The sequence below is a fragment of the Devosia sp. MC521 genome (genome assembly GCF_014127105.1).
GTDB lineage: Bacteria > Pseudomonadota > Alphaproteobacteria > Rhizobiales > Devosiaceae > Devosia.
Map to the genome: position 1 here is coordinate 3,180,001 of NZ_CP059902.1, position 15,690 is coordinate 3,195,690.

A 15,690-nucleotide genomic window follows, 5' to 3' on the forward strand; every position below is an offset into this window, starting at 1 on the left:
GAGCAGACCATCGCTCAGATCAATGAGCTGATGCTGCGCGAACCAGCTGCCGTGTCAGTGGCGCAAGCCCAATAGTCTTTGGTGTTGAGCGCCGGTTAGAGGCGCTCAACGAACACCGCCAATTCGCAGCCGCCCGGCTCCCGAAAATGAAACCGTCGCCCGCCTGGAAAATCAAACTGCGGTCTGGTGATAACACCACCCGCTGCCAGAACGCGCGCCTGAGCGGCATCCAGATCGTCGGTTTGAACAATTGCCAGCGGCGCTGAAACGCGATCACTCGAAGCATCGATCCCAGTGTCGATCCCAGCCTGATCAAGCCCTTCGTAAGCAGGGCCATAGCTGATCCGCCCCCATCCAAACGCCTGTTCAAAGAACGCCCCGCTCGCATCGCGGTCGGCGCTTGGAAATTCGATATAGGTGATTTTGTCCGGCATTCTCGCCTCCCACTCTCAAGCCCATGTCGGGCGGAAGTGTGCGGTAGCGCAAGACAGAAAAAAGGCCAGCCCCTGCGGACTGGCCTTTTATGGTCACTCGATCGGCGTTTTAGTGCACCGAACCCCCATTGGGGGTGATGACAATGCCGGTGTCGTTCGCGTCAATCAACACGCGCGCCCCGTCGCTGACGGCTCCAGTGAGAATGGCGTCAGCCAGTTCATCCTGAACCGCACGCTGAATGACGCGCTTGAGTGGACGCGCACCATAGGCAGGGTCATACCCTTCGTTCGCCAACCACGTCCGAGCGGCATCGGTCAGCTCGAGGGTAATGTCGCGATCAGTAAGAAGCTTTTCCAAGCGTCCGAACTGAATGTCGACAATCGCGCCCATGTGCTCACGACCAAGGCGATGGAACAGCAAAATCTCGTCGATGCGGTTGAGGAATTCTGGACGGAAGGCAGACTTCACCATGTCCAGAACCTTGCCCCGCGCCAATTCGACAGACTCGCCGTCCTTCAGTTCAACCAGGAACTCAGCCCCAATATTGGAGGTCAGAATGATCACCGTATTGCGGAAATCAACCGTGCGCCCCTGGCCATCGGTCAAACGCCCATCGTCGAGCACCTGCAACAGCACGTTGAAGACATCGGGATGCGCCTTTTCGATTTCGTCGAAAAGGATCACCTGATAGGGCCGACGCCGCACAGCTTCGGTGAGCACGCCGCCTTCATCGTAACCGACATAGCCCGGAGGCGCGCCGATCAGACGAGCGACAGAGTGCTTTTCCATGAACTCCGACATATCGAGGCGGACCATTGCCGTCTCATCGTCGAAGAGGAATTGCGCCAAAGCTTTGGTCAGCTCGGTCTTGCCCACGCCGGTTGGCCCGAGGAACATGAACGAGCCAATTGGACGGTGTGGATCCTGCAGACCGGCGCGCGACCGCCGCACGGCTTTGGAAACCGCCCGCACAGCTTCGGCCTGCCCGATCACACGTCCACCCAGCGAGGCCTCCATGTGCAGCAGTTTTTCCTTTTCGCCCTCGAGCATGCGATCAACAGGAATGCCGGTCCAGCGGCTCACCACGCCAGCAATGTCGCTCGCGTCCACGGTTTCCTTCGCCATCAAGGGCGCAGCGCCGCCATCGCCAGCTTCGGCAGCGCCAAGGCGCTTTTCGAGATCCGGAATAACGCCATAGGCAAGCTCGCCCGCTTTGGCGAGATCGCCCTGTCGCTGAGCAATTTCCAGCTGACCGCGTGCGGTATCGAGCGCTTCCTTGAGCTTGGTCGACCCCTGCAAACGCTCTTTTTCCGCCAGCCATTTGGCCGACAGCGTTTGCGCTTCTTCTTCGAGCCCGGCCAAATCCTGCTCAAGCCGCACAAGGCGGGTCTTCGAGCCGTCATCGGTTTCCTTTTTGAGCGCTTCGCGTTCAATCTTGAGCTGCATGATCTTGCGATCCAGCTCATCGAGCGCTTCCGGCTTGCTATCGACAGCCATACGCAAGCGCGCTGCCGCCTCGTCCATCAGATCGATGGCCTTATCGGGCAGAAAGCGGTCGGTGATATAGCGGTTCGAGAGCGTTGCCGCGCTCACAAGAGCCGAGTCCGAAATGCGGATACCGTGATGCAGCTCGTATTTCTCCTTGAGCCCGCGCAGGATCGAAATCGTATCTTCCACCGTCGGCTCGGAGACGAACACGGGCTGGAAACGACGGGCGAGCGCGGGGTCTTTTTCCACGTGCTTGCGGTATTCGTCGAGCGTCGTCGCGCCAACGCAATGCAGCTCACCGCGCGCCAAGGCTGGCTTGAGCAAGTTGGACGCATCCATTGCCCCCTCGCCCTTACCCGCTCCGACGAGCGTGTGCATTTCGTCGATGAACAAAATGATCTGTCCATCAGCCGCGGTCACTTCGTTGAGCACGCCTTTGAGGCGCTCTTCAAACTCACCACGATATTTCGCGCCCGCGATCAACGAGCCCATGTCCAACGCCAGAAGGCTCTTGTTCTTGAGGCTTTCGGGCACGTCGCCATTGACGATGCGAATAGCCAAGCCTTCGGCGATCGCGGTTTTACCCACGCCAGGCTCACCAATCAGCACCGGATTGTTCTTGGTGCGACGGCTCAGCACTTGGATGGTGCGGCGAATTTCTTCGTCACGACCGATGACCGGATCGAGCTTGCCTTCGCGCACATCGGCGGTCAGATCGCGCGCATATTTCTTAAGCGCATCATAGGCGTTTTCAGCCGAAGCGCTGTCTGCCGTGCGACCCTTGCGAATGTCTTCGATAGCTTGGTTCATGCCAGCAGCGGTGACGCCGGCAGCCGACAGCACCTTGCCCGCATCGGTGTCTTTTTCGATCACCAGTGCCAACAGCAGTCGTTCCACGGTGACGAAACTATCGCCAGCCTTGGTCGCCGCCTGCTCGGCGGTTTCAAAGACGCGCGCCAGTTCGCGGCCCATGTAGAGCTGACCATTGTCGCCCGAAACGACCGGGATCTTTTTAAGAGCAGCTTCAACGCCTGCGCGCGCTTGCTTAGGGTTGCCCCCGGCGCGTTCGATCAGGCCATTGGCCATGCCCTGGTCATCATCGAGCAGAACTTTGAGCAGGTGGAGCGGCGAAAACTGCTGATGGCCCATGCCCAGCGCGCCAGTCTGCGCACTCTGAATGAAGCCGCGCGCACGCTCGGTATATTTTTCAATATTCATTCAACTCTCCTGTTCTCACCCGCACCCCGGCCCAATTGGCACCGCAGCTACGGAGGAAGCGTCGTTTTGTTGGATGCCCATACGCGGCGCACCCTTCGAATGGAGATGTAGGGTGTTTTGATCCGATCAAAAGGGACTGATACGCAATATTTTTAGCCAACCATCAAACCACTGATATTGAGCCAGGCGCGCACCAAACGAAAAATGCCGGACCATCGGCCCGGCATTTCAAAACTCTATTCTGCTGAGAGCCGGAGCTTATTCAGCGCTGGCTGGTGCGCCAGTCAGAAAGGCTGGCAGTTCACTACCATCGGCAACGCCTGCATCCTTCGGCGCAGCATCACCTTCACCGGCAACCGGACGACGGCGACGTGGGCGACGCTCACGCGGCTTGCGCTGTGCGGCTTCCCCGTCCTGCTCAACTGGAGCTGCCGCCGCTTCCGCGGGTGCAGAACCAGCGTCGCCACGAGGCTGTTCGCTCGAGGTGTCAGCAACAGCTTCAGCTTCGCTTTCTGGCTGATGCACGGGCTGAACCGGCTGCGGCGAGGCGAAGCGCGAATTCAATTCGCTGACGTCATCGTCGTAGTCGTTATAGTCGCCGTTCTGCCCGTCACGCGTGCCCTGCAGGGCCTGCTGTGCAGAAGAAACGATGCGGAAATAGTGCTCAGCATGCTGCAGATAATTTTCAGCCATGACGGAGTCACCGGAGGACTGCGCATCGCGGGCCAACTGCAGATACTTTTCGGCGATATGGGCGGCGTTACCGCGCACCTTAACGTCCGGACCGGTGCTTTCGTAATTGCGCGAGAGCGGATTAACGTGCTTGCGTCCGCCGTTACGGCCACGCTGCCGGTTCTTGTTGTTCTGGTTGTTAGGTCTCATCGGGTCGCTATGTCTAACTCTAAAAGTTAAGCGTCACATCATGGGGCGGATTGGCTAACCGCTCTGGCCCCTACCCCACGGTGACAAATAGCGCACCGAACGGGATCAAAACTGGCTTCATGAAGACCGGGCGCTTTCGGCAACGATCCAACGGAAATCCGTAAAACTCCCTCGCGTCGCTCTGATCACCAGAGCCGCGCTGTCTTAAGACAGCTTCGCGTTTTGGAACTTTTGAGATCGCTGCGGCGCCCATGATGCGCCATTGACAGCACGCTCAAACTATCCGGTTCCCGGCGCTTTGGCCAGCAGAAAATCGCATCTCATGCCCAAAGCGCCTGCTTGTTCAGGCTTTATGATGCGCTTCCACAACACGATCCAGCCCACCATAGTCCTTGTGGACCCGCACCTGAGAGAACCCTGCATTGGCAAAAAGTGCGGACACTTCATTGGCTTGGTCGTAGCCGATCTCGACCAGAATCACACCATCTGCCTTCAGATAACCGCCCGCCTGCGCCGCAAGAATACGATAAGGCGCAACACCATCAGGGCCCCCATCGAGCGCTAACATCGGGTCAAAATTCTTCACTTCGTCCGCAAGCGTGTTGATAACTTCGCTCACAATATAGGGCGGATTGGAAACAATGAGGTCAAATCGCGCCGCGCGATCCAGCCCCTCAAGCGCCTCAAACCAACTCCCGGCCGAAAAGCTCAGCCGCTCCGAAACGCCATTGGCACGCGCATTCTCTTGCGCCATCGCCAAGGCCTCAGGATTGATGTCGGAGGCATGTCCACGCCCGTCTGGGCGATTGGCGAGAATGGAGATTGGAATGCAGCCCGTGCCAGTCCCCAAATCGAGCAAACGCCCGCCCTTCGGCAACGCTTTGATCGCCAGATCGACAAGCAGTTCAGTGTCCGGGCGCGGCTCAAGCGTGGCCGCGCTCAGCTTGAAATTGAGCCCGTAAAACTCGCGATAGCCAATAATCCGCGCAACAGATTCCCCGGTCAGGCGACGTGAGATCGTCGCGTTAATCGCCTCGCGCTGCGCCTCGCTGACACCGTCCATCTCGCGCGTCATCAGCCCGAGCGCATCAAGCCCCAGCGCGTGCCCCACAAGCAATTTGGCGTCGAGCGTTGCTGTGGCCACATCATGCTTGGCCAGTACGTCACGACAAGCGCGCCAAACAGCGCCGATGGAAAGCGGCGCTGTCAGTTCGACTGCTCCATAGCCGCCAGCTGTGCCGCCTGATTTTCGGTGATCAGCGCATCGATCAGCTCATCCACAGCTTCCCCGGAGATCACCTTGTCGAGCTTATAAAGCGTCAGATTGATCCGGTGATCGGTCACGCGCCCCTGGGGGAAGTTGTAGGTGCGGATACGCTCGGAACGATCGCCCGACCCCACCTGCCCCTTACGCTCTGCCGAACGGGCGCTGTCGCGCTCTTCGCGCTGCATTTCATAAAGGCGCGAGCGCAGAACAATCATCGCCTGCGCGCGGTTCTGGTGCTGCGATTTCATCGCTGACGTCACCACCAGCCCGCTTGGAATATGGGTAATACGCACCGCCGAGTCGGTCGTATTCACGTGCTGACCACCCGCGCCCGAGGCGCGCATGGTGTCGATACGAATATCCTCATTGCGGATTTCAATATCGATGTCTTCCACTTCAGGCAGCACCGCAACTGTCGCCGCCGACGTGTGGATGCGGCCCGAACCTTCGGTCGCCGGCACACGTTGAACGCGGTGCACGCCGGACTCATACTTCATGCGCGCATAGGCGCCTTTGCCCGAAACATTGGCGATGATTTCTTTAAAGCCGCCCATTTCGCCGGGGCTTTCTTCCATCACCGTGACTTTCCAGCCTCGATTCGCGGCATAGCGCTCATACATGCGGAAAAGGTCACCCGCGAAGAGGGCAGCTTCGTCGCCACCCGTACCGCCACGGATTTCCAGAATAATCGACTTTTCGTCGGCCTCGTCCTTGGGCAGCAGCAGGATACGGATCGACTGCTCATAGGCTTCGATCTTTTCGTCCAGCTCGGAGATTTCCATCTCCGCCATTTCGGCCATTTCCTTGTCGCCGCTTTTCAGCAGCGTTTGAGCTTCGGCTCGGTCGCGCAGCGCTTTTTTATAAGCCGTGATCTCGCCAACGATGGGCGCGAGATCGAAGTGCTCTTTCGAGAGCTTAGCCAACTCGTCAGGGCTCGCTCCTCCGGAGAGCGCAGCTTCAATATATTGAAACCGCGTTTCCAGAACGTCGAGCTTATCCTGGGGCAAAGATGGCATGGGCAAGGTCTTCCGTATGGTCGGTGCAGACAATCATTGGTGCCCTGCCGTACCTGTTGAATGGGGTTTTCGGCAAGAGCCAAGCGCAAATGTGGCAAGGAAACGCACACCCTGCCCGCCCCGATCCGTCCAGACTTAGCCCACTGGGATGTTTTGTCTCTCGACCCAGGCGGTCAAAAGCTGACGCACGGTCAGCCCGTTCGCACCGACACTGAGCGCCTCTGCGATCTCGTCCTGAATAGGCTTGAGATCCAGATTGAGGATCATCTCTTTGATCGGCCCGATCGAGGCCGGGCCCATCGACAAACGATCCATCCCGACCGCCATCAAGGCCAGCGCTTCAATCGGCTTGCCCGCCAACTCCCCACACATAGTCACCGGCTTGCCATGACGCTTACCCGCTTCCACCACAAGGCGAATAGCGCGCAATCGCGGCAGCGCAATTGGATCGTAAGCCTTCGAGACACGCGGGTTGGCGCGGTCCGCTGCGGTCAGGAACTGCACCAGATCGTTCGAACCAATGGAGACGAAATCGGCTTCCGGCAACAGCTGGTCAAGTTCGAACAGCAGCGATGGCACTTCCACCATCGCGCCCACTTCGATCTGTGTCGACACCGGAATACCGGCCCGCTTTACGCGGTCGATTTCCTTGGCGATCACCCGCTTGGTCTGCAAAAACTCAAACGTCTCTGTCACCATTGGCACAAGGATTTTGAGTGGCCGCCCATTAGCCGCCTGCAACAGCGCGCGAACTTGCGTGCGCAACAATCCTGGACGATCCAGCCCCAATCGAATGGAGCGATAGCCCATGGCCGGGTTCTCTTCCACGCTTGAGCGTAGATAGGGCACGACCTTGTCGCCACCGATGTCGAGCAGGCGGAATACGATGGGTCGCTCGCCCGCAATGGCCATGGCCTCTGCGTAAAGCTCAATTTGCTCAGACAAACGCGGCAAGCGGCTCGCAATCATAAACTGCAGCTCGGTCCGGAAGAGACCAACGCCACTGGCCCCCGTGTCGTCGAGCATCGGCAGATCAGCCACCAGCCCCGAATTGTGCAGCAGGGTGATTTCCACCCCGTCCTTGGTCACACTGGCCTTGTTGCGTAGAGCCGCATAGTGCGCGCGACGCCGCGCCGAAACCCGGACCTTGTCGATATAGGTCTGCTCAACTTCGGGCGTGGGGCGCAAATGCACCTGCCCAGCGGGACCATCTATAATGATGTCGTCGCCGGTTTCGCACATCGAGGCGATGGATTCCGCCTGGCCGACAGCCACGATCCCGAGCGAGCGCGCCACGATGGCGACGTGCGCTGTCGCGCCGCCTTCTTCGAGAACAATGCCGCGCAGCTTGTTGCGGTCATATTCCAAGAGTTCGGCCGGACCCATATTGCGCGCCACGAGCACGGCATTGTCCGGCAAGTCACGCTGCGCATGGAGGCCCGAATTGGTTAGCACCCGCAACAACCGGTTCGCCAGATCATCGAGATCATGCAGACGATCACGAATATAGGGGTCGGTCTGGCGCATCATGCGCGCGCGGGTGTCATTCTGAACCCGCTCCACCGCCGCTTCCGCAGAAAGACCATTGTCGATGGCCTCGGTCATCCGGTTCACCCAACCACGGTCGTTGGCGAACATGCGGTAGGTTTCGAGAATTTCGCGATGATCCGACCCGGTGAGCATATCGCCCCGGTCGAGCATGGCGTCGATAGACACGCGCATGCTGGCCAGCGCCGCGTCCAGACGCGCCTTTTCCACCTCGGTGTCTTCAGCAATAAAATTGCTCACGACGACGCGCGGATCGTGGAGCACCACAGTCCCTAAAGCGATACCGTCGGAAAGACTGACACCAGAAAACATACGTGGCCGCCGCAGATCGATATCCGATCCAGGCTTGATCAGATTGTCGAAATCGGAGGTAGCCACCATCTCGGCCAAAATCGTGGCAGTGGTCAGCATCGCCTCGATTTCATCTTCCCCGTAGTGGCGGTGATTGGCGTTTTGCACAACCAAGACGCCCAGCGTCTGGCCCGAGCGCAACACCGGCACCCCAAGAAACGAGCTATAGCGTTCTTCGCCCGTTTCCGGACGGTACGCGAAAGAGGGATGGCTGGGGGCGTCTTCTAGGCTCAGCGGAACAGCTTCCGCAGCGATCAGGCCAACAAGGCCTTCGCCGAGCCGAAGCGTGGTCATGTGGACCGATTCGGCTTTCAGGCCATGGGTGGCGAAAAGTTCGAGCGCGCCGTCGTCGCGCAAAACGTAAAATGAGCAGACGTCGGCCTGCATATTGTCGGCGATGAGGGATACGATTTTGTCTAAGCGATCTTGCGAAGCCAGCGGCTCCGCCATTGTTTCGCGCAACTGCCGCAGCAGCCCACGTGCGCTGCTTGAGATCGTAACCATTGCCTCACCTGGATAGCCCCGGGCTACCCCCCTGCATGGAGGAGCCCGAAGCTTCAGGACAAAGCGATCAGGCTTCCTTCTTGTCCAAACCGTAATATGTGTGCAGAGCGCGAACCGCAAGCTCGGCATACTCTTCATCGATCAGAACCGAAGTCTTGATTTCTGAAGTGGTGATCAGCTGGATGTTGATGCCCTTGTCAGCAAGAGCCTTAAACATGGAGGATGCAACGCCTGCGTGGCTACGCATGCCTACGCCCACGACCGAGACCTTTGCGCCGCCCTTCGAGCCAGAGAGACGGTCATATTCAAAGCGACCGCCGTTATTTTCCAGCGCCTTAACAGCCTTATCATATTCGCTGTCAGGAACGGTGAAGGTGATGTCGGTGGTCGCGCCATCATCGGCGATGTTCTGCACGATCATGTCGACGATAATGCCTTCGTCGGCCAGCGTGCCAAAGATCGAAGCGGCAACGCCTGGGTTGTCCTTGACCTTGCGCAGCGTGATCTTGGCTTCTGCCTTAGCGAGCGTCACGCCCGAAACGATCTGCTTTTCCATGATCTCATCCTCATCGCATACGAGCGTGCCGGGTACACCGACAGAACCGTCAGGCGCGATCTGGGGCGCATTCGGGTCATCAAAACTAGAACGAACGGTCAGGCGCACCTTATGCGCCATCGCCATTTCAACCGAACGGATCATCAGCACCTTGGCGCCGAGCGAAGCCATCTCCAGCATTTCTTCAAAAGAAATTTTGGTCAGGCGCTGCGCCTTTGGCACGATGCGCGGATCGGTCGTGTAAACACCGTCAACGTCGGTGTAGATATCGCAACGGTCGGCGCCAACAGCTGCGGCAACGGCCACTGCCGATGTGTCCGAGCCACCGCGGCCAAGCGTGGTGATGCGGTTATGGGGCGAGATGCCCTGGAAGCCGGTAATGACCGGAACCCAGCCACTGGACATGCGCTCGTTGAGCTCTGTCGGGTCGATTTCGACGATACGCGCAGCGGCATGGGAATCATCGGTGCGGATTGGCACCTGCCAGCCGGCGTAAGAGCGCGACTGAATACCCATTTCCGAAAGCACGACAGCCATCAGGCCAGCGGTCACCTGCTCACCAGACGCCACAACAGCGTCGTATTCACGCGCGTCATGGAATTTTGAGGCTTCATTCACCCAGCCGACCAATTCATTGGTCTTGCCAGACATAGCGGACACGACAACAGCGACTTCGTTCCCTGCTTCCACTTCACGCTTCACATGCAGTGCGGCGTTACGGATGCGTTCTACGGTCGCGACGGAGGTGCCACCAAATTTAACGACGATGCGGGCCAATTGCTTCCCCGGTCATCCGCCGAACCCGGCGGTACGCTTAATGATTGGCCCGGAAATGCCACAAACTACGCTGCGGATCAATGGGAAAGACCCAGGCCCTACCCAAAGCCGAGGCTGAGTGTCCGTACTGCTTCACCTTGCCCACACGGCCCTCTCTGTTGCATAGGTGCTGTAATGGAGTGCCCGATATGACCAACACCACCGTCAACGATGCTGAAATCGCAAAATTCACGGCCATGGCGGAAGAATGGTGGGACCCAACGGGCAAGTTTAAGCCGCTGCACAAATTCAATCCTGTGCGCCTCTCCTATATTCGCGACAAGCTGGTCGCCCGCTTTGGCCGCGATGCAAATTCCATCCGTCCGTTTGAAGGCATCCGCATTCTCGATGTCGGCTGTGGTGGCGGCCTGTTGTGCGAACCGCTCACTCGGCTCGGCGCCACCGTAACCGGGGTCGACGCGGCCGAGCGCAACATTGCCATCGCCAAGATCCACGCCGAGCAAGGCGGCCTCGACATCGATTACCGCGCGACCACATCGGAAGCGCTGGTTGCCGCCGGCGAAAGCTATGACGTGGTCCTCAATATGGAAGTTGTCGAGCACGTCGATAACGTCCCGCTCTATATGAAGAGCTGCGCCGATCTCGTCGCGCCGGGCGGTCTGATGTTCACCGCAACGCTCAACCGCACTGCCCGCGCGCTGGCGCTCGCCGTCATTGGCGCAGAATACGTGCTGCGCTGGTTGCCGCGCGGCACCCATGATTGGAACAAGTTCCTTACGCCCGAGGAAATCATCGCCGAGCTGCGCCGCAACGGCCTCAATGTCACCGACCAATCAGGGGTCAGCTACAATCCATTGAGCGGCGAGTGGCGTCTGTCGCGCGACATGGCCGTCAACTACATGGTTGTCGCTGAACGTCAGAAATAGTGGCCACTATTTCGGTTTCAGTGAACGCGCAATTTGGGGAATTGCTCGGGCCAGTGCGCCCCACGTTCTAGCACCACATAAAGTGTTTCAGGCACCGGCTTAACGCCCATCAGCCGCACAATAACCCGCATTAAGTCATTGGGGTCCGGACGGGGCGAAACACTGCGCTCCATCCGCCCATCATGTCGGCGGGTCAGTGTGCCCGCGCACAAATTTCCATCTTGAACGAAGAGGAGCAACGCAGCGTGTCCGGCTGGCAAGCAGGTCTCACTGACTTGAACATATTCGGTCATTCTGAAAATCACCTAAGAAACCACTAGGTAATTATACGCAGGAGCCAGCACAGAGGTTCCCGGTCTCCCCTGGGCGACCGGATACAATCTCGGCCCTATGCTTAACTCTTCCTCTACCACGCACTGTCGCCCTAACGATCACGCATTCGTGGTCCACTGCAACTTCAGACTTCGCTGTTCATTGATCCGGTGTCGTTCTCCCAACGACCGCCAATGAATTGATGAACTGAAGCAATGCGCGTTAGCTCCAAGCCGACGCGCAAGAAAGTGCTATGATGCGTCTGCGTACCGTCCTGCCCGTCACCGCCGTGATTATGATCACCGCGTCGCCGCTCAATGCTGCCGAAACTGCAGCTCTCTCGCCGGTACCCGATCAAACAGTCTTCGCTTTTGCCGGCGTCATGCACGCGGGCCATTTCAGCGACAGCTTAGAGTTTTGGAACGGCCCCTATGAAGCCAATGTTGCGATTGGCGCGGGCTACCAAAACTTCTTTTATTCTTATGGCAGTTTCGGCCTCGGCGTCGAAGTTGGCGCTGCCCTCAGAACTGGCGAAAGCACATCCGGAGAAATCTGGGCCGGTGGTGTTGCGCGCCTCACGACCTTCGAAGTTGGCCCCCTCAACATTACGCCATCGCTGACCGCAGGCTTTTCGGTCGTCACTGATCCAATTGGGGTAGAAGCCGTCCGGGCGCGCGAGAATAGCGCCTCGCCCTATTTCCTCTACTACCTGTCCCCCGAGATTGCCGTCTCCCACGACAACGCGCCCGAGATTGAAGTTTTTGGGCGGATCCACCACCGCTCTGGAGGCTTTGGCACGATCGCCCATCTCGATGGCTCAAACGCTGCTGTCGTCGGCATCCGCTATCGCTTCTAATCGCGCTTTCATTACGCTGTCTGTGCGGAATGCCTCGCTATGTGCAACCAAGCGCGTGTAAGAGTATTTCTATCATTTGAGGCGCCTTCCGCCGCACACGCACTGGCACTGGCACTGTGACGCAAATCCTTTTCCGATCCAGCGAGACGCAATGAGCTTAATTTTCGGCCTAATCCTTATCCTTCTGCTCATTGCTATCAGCGTCTACATCGCTCTGTCGGAAATTGCCTTTGCTGCCGCCCGTGAGATCCGCATCCGCGCCCTAGCCGAGGCTGGCGATAAGCGCGCCCTTCGCTTTATTAACTTACGAGCCAAATCCGGAACAGTGATCACGGCGCTCCAGATCAGCACCAACGCTGTCTCCATCCTTGCCGGTATCGTCGGCTCTGGCGCCCTCGGCCCTCTCATCGCCTCGGGTTTGAGCACAGTCCTGCCCACCGACGTCGCCACCATCACCGCTGACATCGTCGCCTTTATTATCATCACCTCGGCCTTCGTCATGTTCGGCGATCTCGTGCCGCGCCGTGTCGCCATGATGATCCCCGAGCGCTCAGCGCTTTTGGTCGTCGGCTTTGTCGAAATGCAAATCCGCCTCCTGCGCCCCATCGTCATGGTGTTTTCGAGCATTTCGGAATGGATCATTTCTTTGCTGCGCATCGAGCCTGATCGCAGTGACGAGATCACGACCGAGGATTTCCGCATGATCCTAGCCGGTGGCGAAGCCTCGGGCGCTTTGATGAAGCGTGAGCATCAGCTCATCAACAATGTTCTGGCCCTAGAGCTGCGCTCCGTCACCTCAGTCATGACCGTGCGTGACGACATCGTCTTTCTCGACATCAACGACAGCCGCGAGACGCAGCGCGAGAAGGTCAAGTACCATCCGTTTTCGCGCTATCCACTATGCGATGGTGGTCTCGACAATGTCATTGGCAGCGTGCGTGCCGAAGACGTCCTTGCCGACGCTTTCGATACCGCCAGCGAGCTCGAACTCAAGAAAATCCGCCGCGAAATGGCCTCCGTCCCAGACAGTCTCAACGTCTGGGAAGTTCTGGCCGAATTCCAGGCACAGGACACCGGCGTGGCGTTGGTGGTTTCCGAATACGCCAATGTTGTCGGCATCGTGACTTTCAAAGACCTCATGGCCCCTCTGGTTTTGGGCCTCGCCAATCCCTTTGAAGAACGCCAAATCATGCAACGCGATGACCAGTCTTGGCTGGTCGATGGCGTCACTCCAATTGTTGACGTTATGTCGGCGCTGAGCCTACATCACATCGGCTTTGAAGGCTCGTTTGAAACCATCGGCGGCTTCGTCGTCCATCGCCTGCGCCGCGCCGCCCGCAAGGGGGATCGCGTTGAGGCCGAAGGCTACCGCTTTGAAGTCGTGGACGCAGACAAGATGCGGCTCAACCAATTGCTGGTGACGAAAATCCCTGCCGCCAAAGCGCACACCAGCTCCAAAACCCCAACAGACGACTAAGCCGCAGCGCAAACGCCTGCCAGTCTATGGTTTTCCACCAAGCAAGCTAGCAAGAAACCCAAGACAAAAATCTGCGCCGCAACCGTACCCATCGGTACGGTTTCTAGTTGTCCGCCGCCGCTAATGGGTTTATTGACAGGGGAGATATCAAACCGGCCCCAACCGGCTTCCCTGTTCGAGGATGTGCCAAATGCCTGCCTATCGTTCCCGTACCAGTACCCATGGCCGTAACATGGCCGGCGCGCGCGGCCTCTGGCGCGCCACCGGTATGAAAGACGGTGACTTCGGCAAGCCGATCATCGCGGTCGTCAACTCCTTCACCCAGTTCGTGCCTGGCCACGTACACCTTAAGGACCTCGGCCAGCTCGTCGCGCGCGAGATCGAGAAGGCTGGCGGCGTCGCCAAGGAATTCAACACTATTGCCGTGGACGATGGCATCGCCATGGGCCACGACGGCATGCTCTATTCGCTTCCAAGTCGCGACATCATCGCTGACTCGGTCGAGTACATGGTCAACGCCCACTGCGCCGACGCCATGGTCTGCATTTCCAACTGCGATAAGATCACCCCCGGCATGCTGAACGCTGCGATGCGTCTCAACATTCCTGTGGTCTTCGTCTCCGGCGGCCCGATGGAAGCTGGCAAGGCCATGATCAAGGGTCAGTTGCAGGCGCTCGATCTCGTCGACGCCATGGTTATGGCGGCTGACGACAATTACACCGACGAAGAAGTCGAACTCGTAGAGCAGAACGCCTGCCCAACCTGTGGCTCGTGCTCAGGCATGTTCACCGCCAATTCGATGAACTGCCTCACCGAAGCCCTCGGCCTATCCCTGCCGGGCAATGGCTCGACCCTTGCCACCCACTCCGATCGCCAGCGCCTCTTTGAGCAGGCCGGTCACGTCGTTGTTGATCTCTGCCGTCGCTATTACGAGCAGGAAGACGAAAGCGTTCTTCCGCGCTCCATCGCCACCAAGGCGGCGTTTGAAAACGCCATGGCGCTCGACATTGCTATGGGCGGCTCGACCAACACGGTTCTGCACATTCTTGCCGCTGCCCACGAAGGCGGCGTCGATTTCACCATGGACGATATCGACGCGCTCTCCCGCCGCGTTCCAGTTCTGTCCAAGGTCGCTCCAGCCAAGAACGACGTCCATATGGAAGACGTTCACCGTGCAGGCGGCATCATGGCCATCCTGGGCCAGCTCGACCGCGCGGGTCTGATCAACCGCGACGAGCCGACCATCCACGCCCCATCCATGGCGCATGCGCTCGACAAGTGGGACATCTCCCGTACCAATTCCGAAGAAGTACGCGAGTTCTTCAAGGCAGCGCCGGGCGGCGTCCGCACCACACAGGCCTTCTCCCAGTCCAACCGCTGGAACGACCTCGACCTCGACCGTCAGAACGGCGTCATCCGTTCAGCCGAAACCCCCTTCTCCAAGGATGGTGGTCTGGCGGTTCTCAAGGGCAATATCGCTCTCGACGGCTGCATCGTCAAAACCGCAGGCGTTGACGAGTCGATCCTGAAATTCAGCGGCCCAGCCCGTGTCTTTGAAAGCCAAGACGCGACCGTTAAGGCCATTCTGTCCAACGAGATCAAGCCTGGCGACGTCCTCGTCATCCGCTACGAAGGCCCACGTGGCGGTCCGGGCATGCAGGAAATGCTCTACCCAACGAGCTACCTCAAGTCCAAGGGCTTGGGCAAATCCTGTGCTCTGCTGACCGACGGTCGCTTCTCGGGCGGCACCTCAGGCCTTTCCATCGGCCACGCCTCGCCGGAAGCGGCCGAAGGCGGCGCTATCGGCTTGGTGCGCGAAGGCGACATCATCGAAATCGACATCCCGAACCGCACCGTCAACGTGTTGGTCAACGATGCCGAAATGGCTGCCCGCCGCGTCGAACAGGACAAGCTCGGCTGGAAGCCAGCTGAAAAGCGCAAGCGCAAGGTCACGACAGCCCTCAAGGCTTACGCCATGCTCGTCACCTCCGCCTCCACCGGCGCCGTCCGCGACGTCAGCAAGCTCGAAGACTAAGTCTTCACGCCATAATGTGACAAAGCCCCGGTCTCACCACCG

Annotated in this window: 13 protein-coding genes (1 of these 13 only partly in view); 5 read left to right on the plus strand and 8 right to left on the minus strand. The window is 58.8% G+C overall.

From position 1 onward, the window contains the following. A protein-coding gene (locus H4N61_RS15305; protein WP_169195459.1) for a M23 family metallopeptidase crosses the window boundary here: on the plus strand, positions 1-75 show its 3' end. Its footprint begins 1,896 nt before the window's first position; 75 of the gene's 1,971 nt are visible here — the last part of the coding sequence; the start codon falls outside the window, past its left edge; the stop codon is at positions 73-75. A gap of 20 nt (positions 76-95) precedes the next feature. Here H4N61_RS15305 and H4N61_RS15310 read toward each other — a convergent pair whose 3' ends face one another. The 7 genes from H4N61_RS15310 to H4N61_RS15340 form a co-directional block, all read right to left on the minus strand. Then, a complete protein-coding gene (locus H4N61_RS15310; protein WP_169195460.1) occupies positions 96-434 on the minus strand; it encodes a VOC family protein in 339 nt (112 codons plus the stop codon). Between the two features lie 109 nt (positions 435-543). Further along, a complete protein-coding gene (gene clpB, locus H4N61_RS15315; protein ID WP_182394413.1) occupies positions 544-3,141 on the minus strand; it encodes an ATP-dependent chaperone ClpB in 2,598 nt (865 codons plus the stop codon). 258 nt (positions 3,142-3,399) lie between these two features. Then, positions 3,400-4,023: a DUF4167 domain-containing protein gene (locus tag H4N61_RS15320; RefSeq protein ID WP_169195462.1), complete on the minus strand. Its 624-nt coding sequence runs from the start codon at positions 4,021-4,023 to the stop codon at positions 3,400-3,402. 343 nt (positions 4,024-4,366) lie between these two features. Continuing rightward, a complete protein-coding gene (gene prmC / locus H4N61_RS15325) occupies positions 4,367-5,233 on the minus strand; it encodes a peptide chain release factor N(5)-glutamine methyltransferase (protein ID WP_282567843.1) in 867 nt (288 codons plus the stop codon). After that, complete coding sequence (gene prfA, locus H4N61_RS15330; RefSeq protein WP_169195464.1) at positions 5,230-6,306, minus strand: peptide chain release factor 1; 1,077 nt, start codon at positions 6,304-6,306, stop codon at positions 5,230-5,232. Before prfA ends, prmC begins: the two co-directional genes overlap by 4 nt. Positions 6,307-6,441: 135 nt before the next feature. Next, entirely contained in the window at positions 6,442-8,709 is a 2,268-nt protein-coding gene (ptsP, locus tag H4N61_RS15335; protein WP_169195465.1) for a phosphoenolpyruvate--protein phosphotransferase, read from the minus strand. A gap of 67 nt (positions 8,710-8,776) precedes the next feature. Continuing rightward, entirely contained in the window at positions 8,777-10,042 is a 1,266-nt protein-coding gene (locus tag H4N61_RS15340) for an aspartate kinase (protein WP_169195466.1), read from the minus strand. Between the two features lie 188 nt (positions 10,043-10,230). Here H4N61_RS15340 and ubiG point away from each other — a divergent pair, with 188 nt between their 5' ends. Beyond that, positions 10,231-10,968, plus strand: a complete 738-nt coding sequence (gene ubiG / locus H4N61_RS15345) for a bifunctional 2-polyprenyl-6-hydroxyphenol methylase/3-demethylubiquinol 3-O-methyltransferase UbiG (RefSeq protein WP_182394414.1) — start codon at positions 10,231-10,233, stop codon at positions 10,966-10,968. Between the two features lie 17 nt (positions 10,969-10,985). On the opposite strand, the gene H4N61_RS15350 is transcribed toward ubiG, so the two are convergent. Then, on the minus strand, positions 10,986-11,261 hold the full coding sequence (locus H4N61_RS15350; protein ID WP_182394415.1) for a hypothetical protein: 276 nt from the start codon (positions 11,259-11,261) through the stop codon (positions 10,986-10,988). Between the two features lie 272 nt (positions 11,262-11,533). Here H4N61_RS15350 and H4N61_RS15355 point away from each other — a divergent pair, with 272 nt between their 5' ends. The 3 genes from H4N61_RS15355 (at position 11,534) to ilvD (ending at position 15,648) form a co-directional block, all read left to right on the plus strand. Next, positions 11,534-12,136, plus strand: a complete 603-nt coding sequence (locus H4N61_RS15355; RefSeq protein ID WP_169195469.1) for a hypothetical protein — start codon at positions 11,534-11,536, stop codon at positions 12,134-12,136. A gap of 151 nt (positions 12,137-12,287) precedes the next feature. Further along, entirely contained in the window at positions 12,288-13,613 is a 1,326-nt protein-coding gene (locus H4N61_RS15360; RefSeq protein ID WP_182394416.1) for a hemolysin family protein, read from the plus strand. Positions 13,614-13,803: 190 nt separating this feature from the next. Further along, positions 13,804-15,648 (plus strand): dihydroxy-acid dehydratase, encoded by a 1,845-nt coding sequence (gene ilvD, locus H4N61_RS15365; RefSeq protein WP_169195471.1) that lies wholly within the window; start codon positions 13,804-13,806, stop codon positions 15,646-15,648. Positions 15,649-15,690: the final 42 nt, after the last annotated feature.

Coding starts and splice junctions, on each gene's coding strand:
- H4N61_RS15360 (WP_182394416.1), top strand. CDS start 12,288: ATGAGCTTAATTTTCGGCCTAATCCTTATCCTTCTGCTCATTGCTATC.
- H4N61_RS15350 (WP_182394415.1), bottom strand. CDS start 11,261: ATGACCGAATATGTTCAAGTCAGTGAGACCTGCTTGCCAGCCGGACAC.
- ilvD (WP_169195471.1), top strand. CDS start 13,804: ATGCCTGCCTATCGTTCCCGTACCAGTACCCATGGCCGTAACATGGCC.
- H4N61_RS15320 (WP_169195462.1), bottom strand. CDS start 4,023: ATGAGACCTAACAACCAGAACAACAAGAACCGGCAGCGTGGCCGTAAC.
- prfA (WP_169195464.1), bottom strand. CDS start 6,306: ATGCCATCTTTGCCCCAGGATAAGCTCGACGTTCTGGAAACGCGGTTT.
- ptsP (WP_169195465.1), bottom strand. CDS start 8,709: ATGGTTACGATCTCAAGCAGCGCACGTGGGCTGCTGCGGCAGTTGCGC.
- clpB (WP_182394413.1), bottom strand. CDS start 3,141: ATGAATATTGAAAAATATACCGAGCGTGCGCGCGGCTTCATTCAGAGT.
- H4N61_RS15355 (WP_169195469.1), top strand. CDS start 11,534: ATGATGCGTCTGCGTACCGTCCTGCCCGTCACCGCCGTGATTATGATC.
- H4N61_RS15310 (WP_169195460.1), bottom strand. CDS start 434: ATGCCGGACAAAATCACCTATATCGAATTTCCAAGCGCCGACCGCGAT.
- ubiG (WP_182394414.1), top strand. CDS start 10,231: ATGACCAACACCACCGTCAACGATGCTGAAATCGCAAAATTCACGGCC.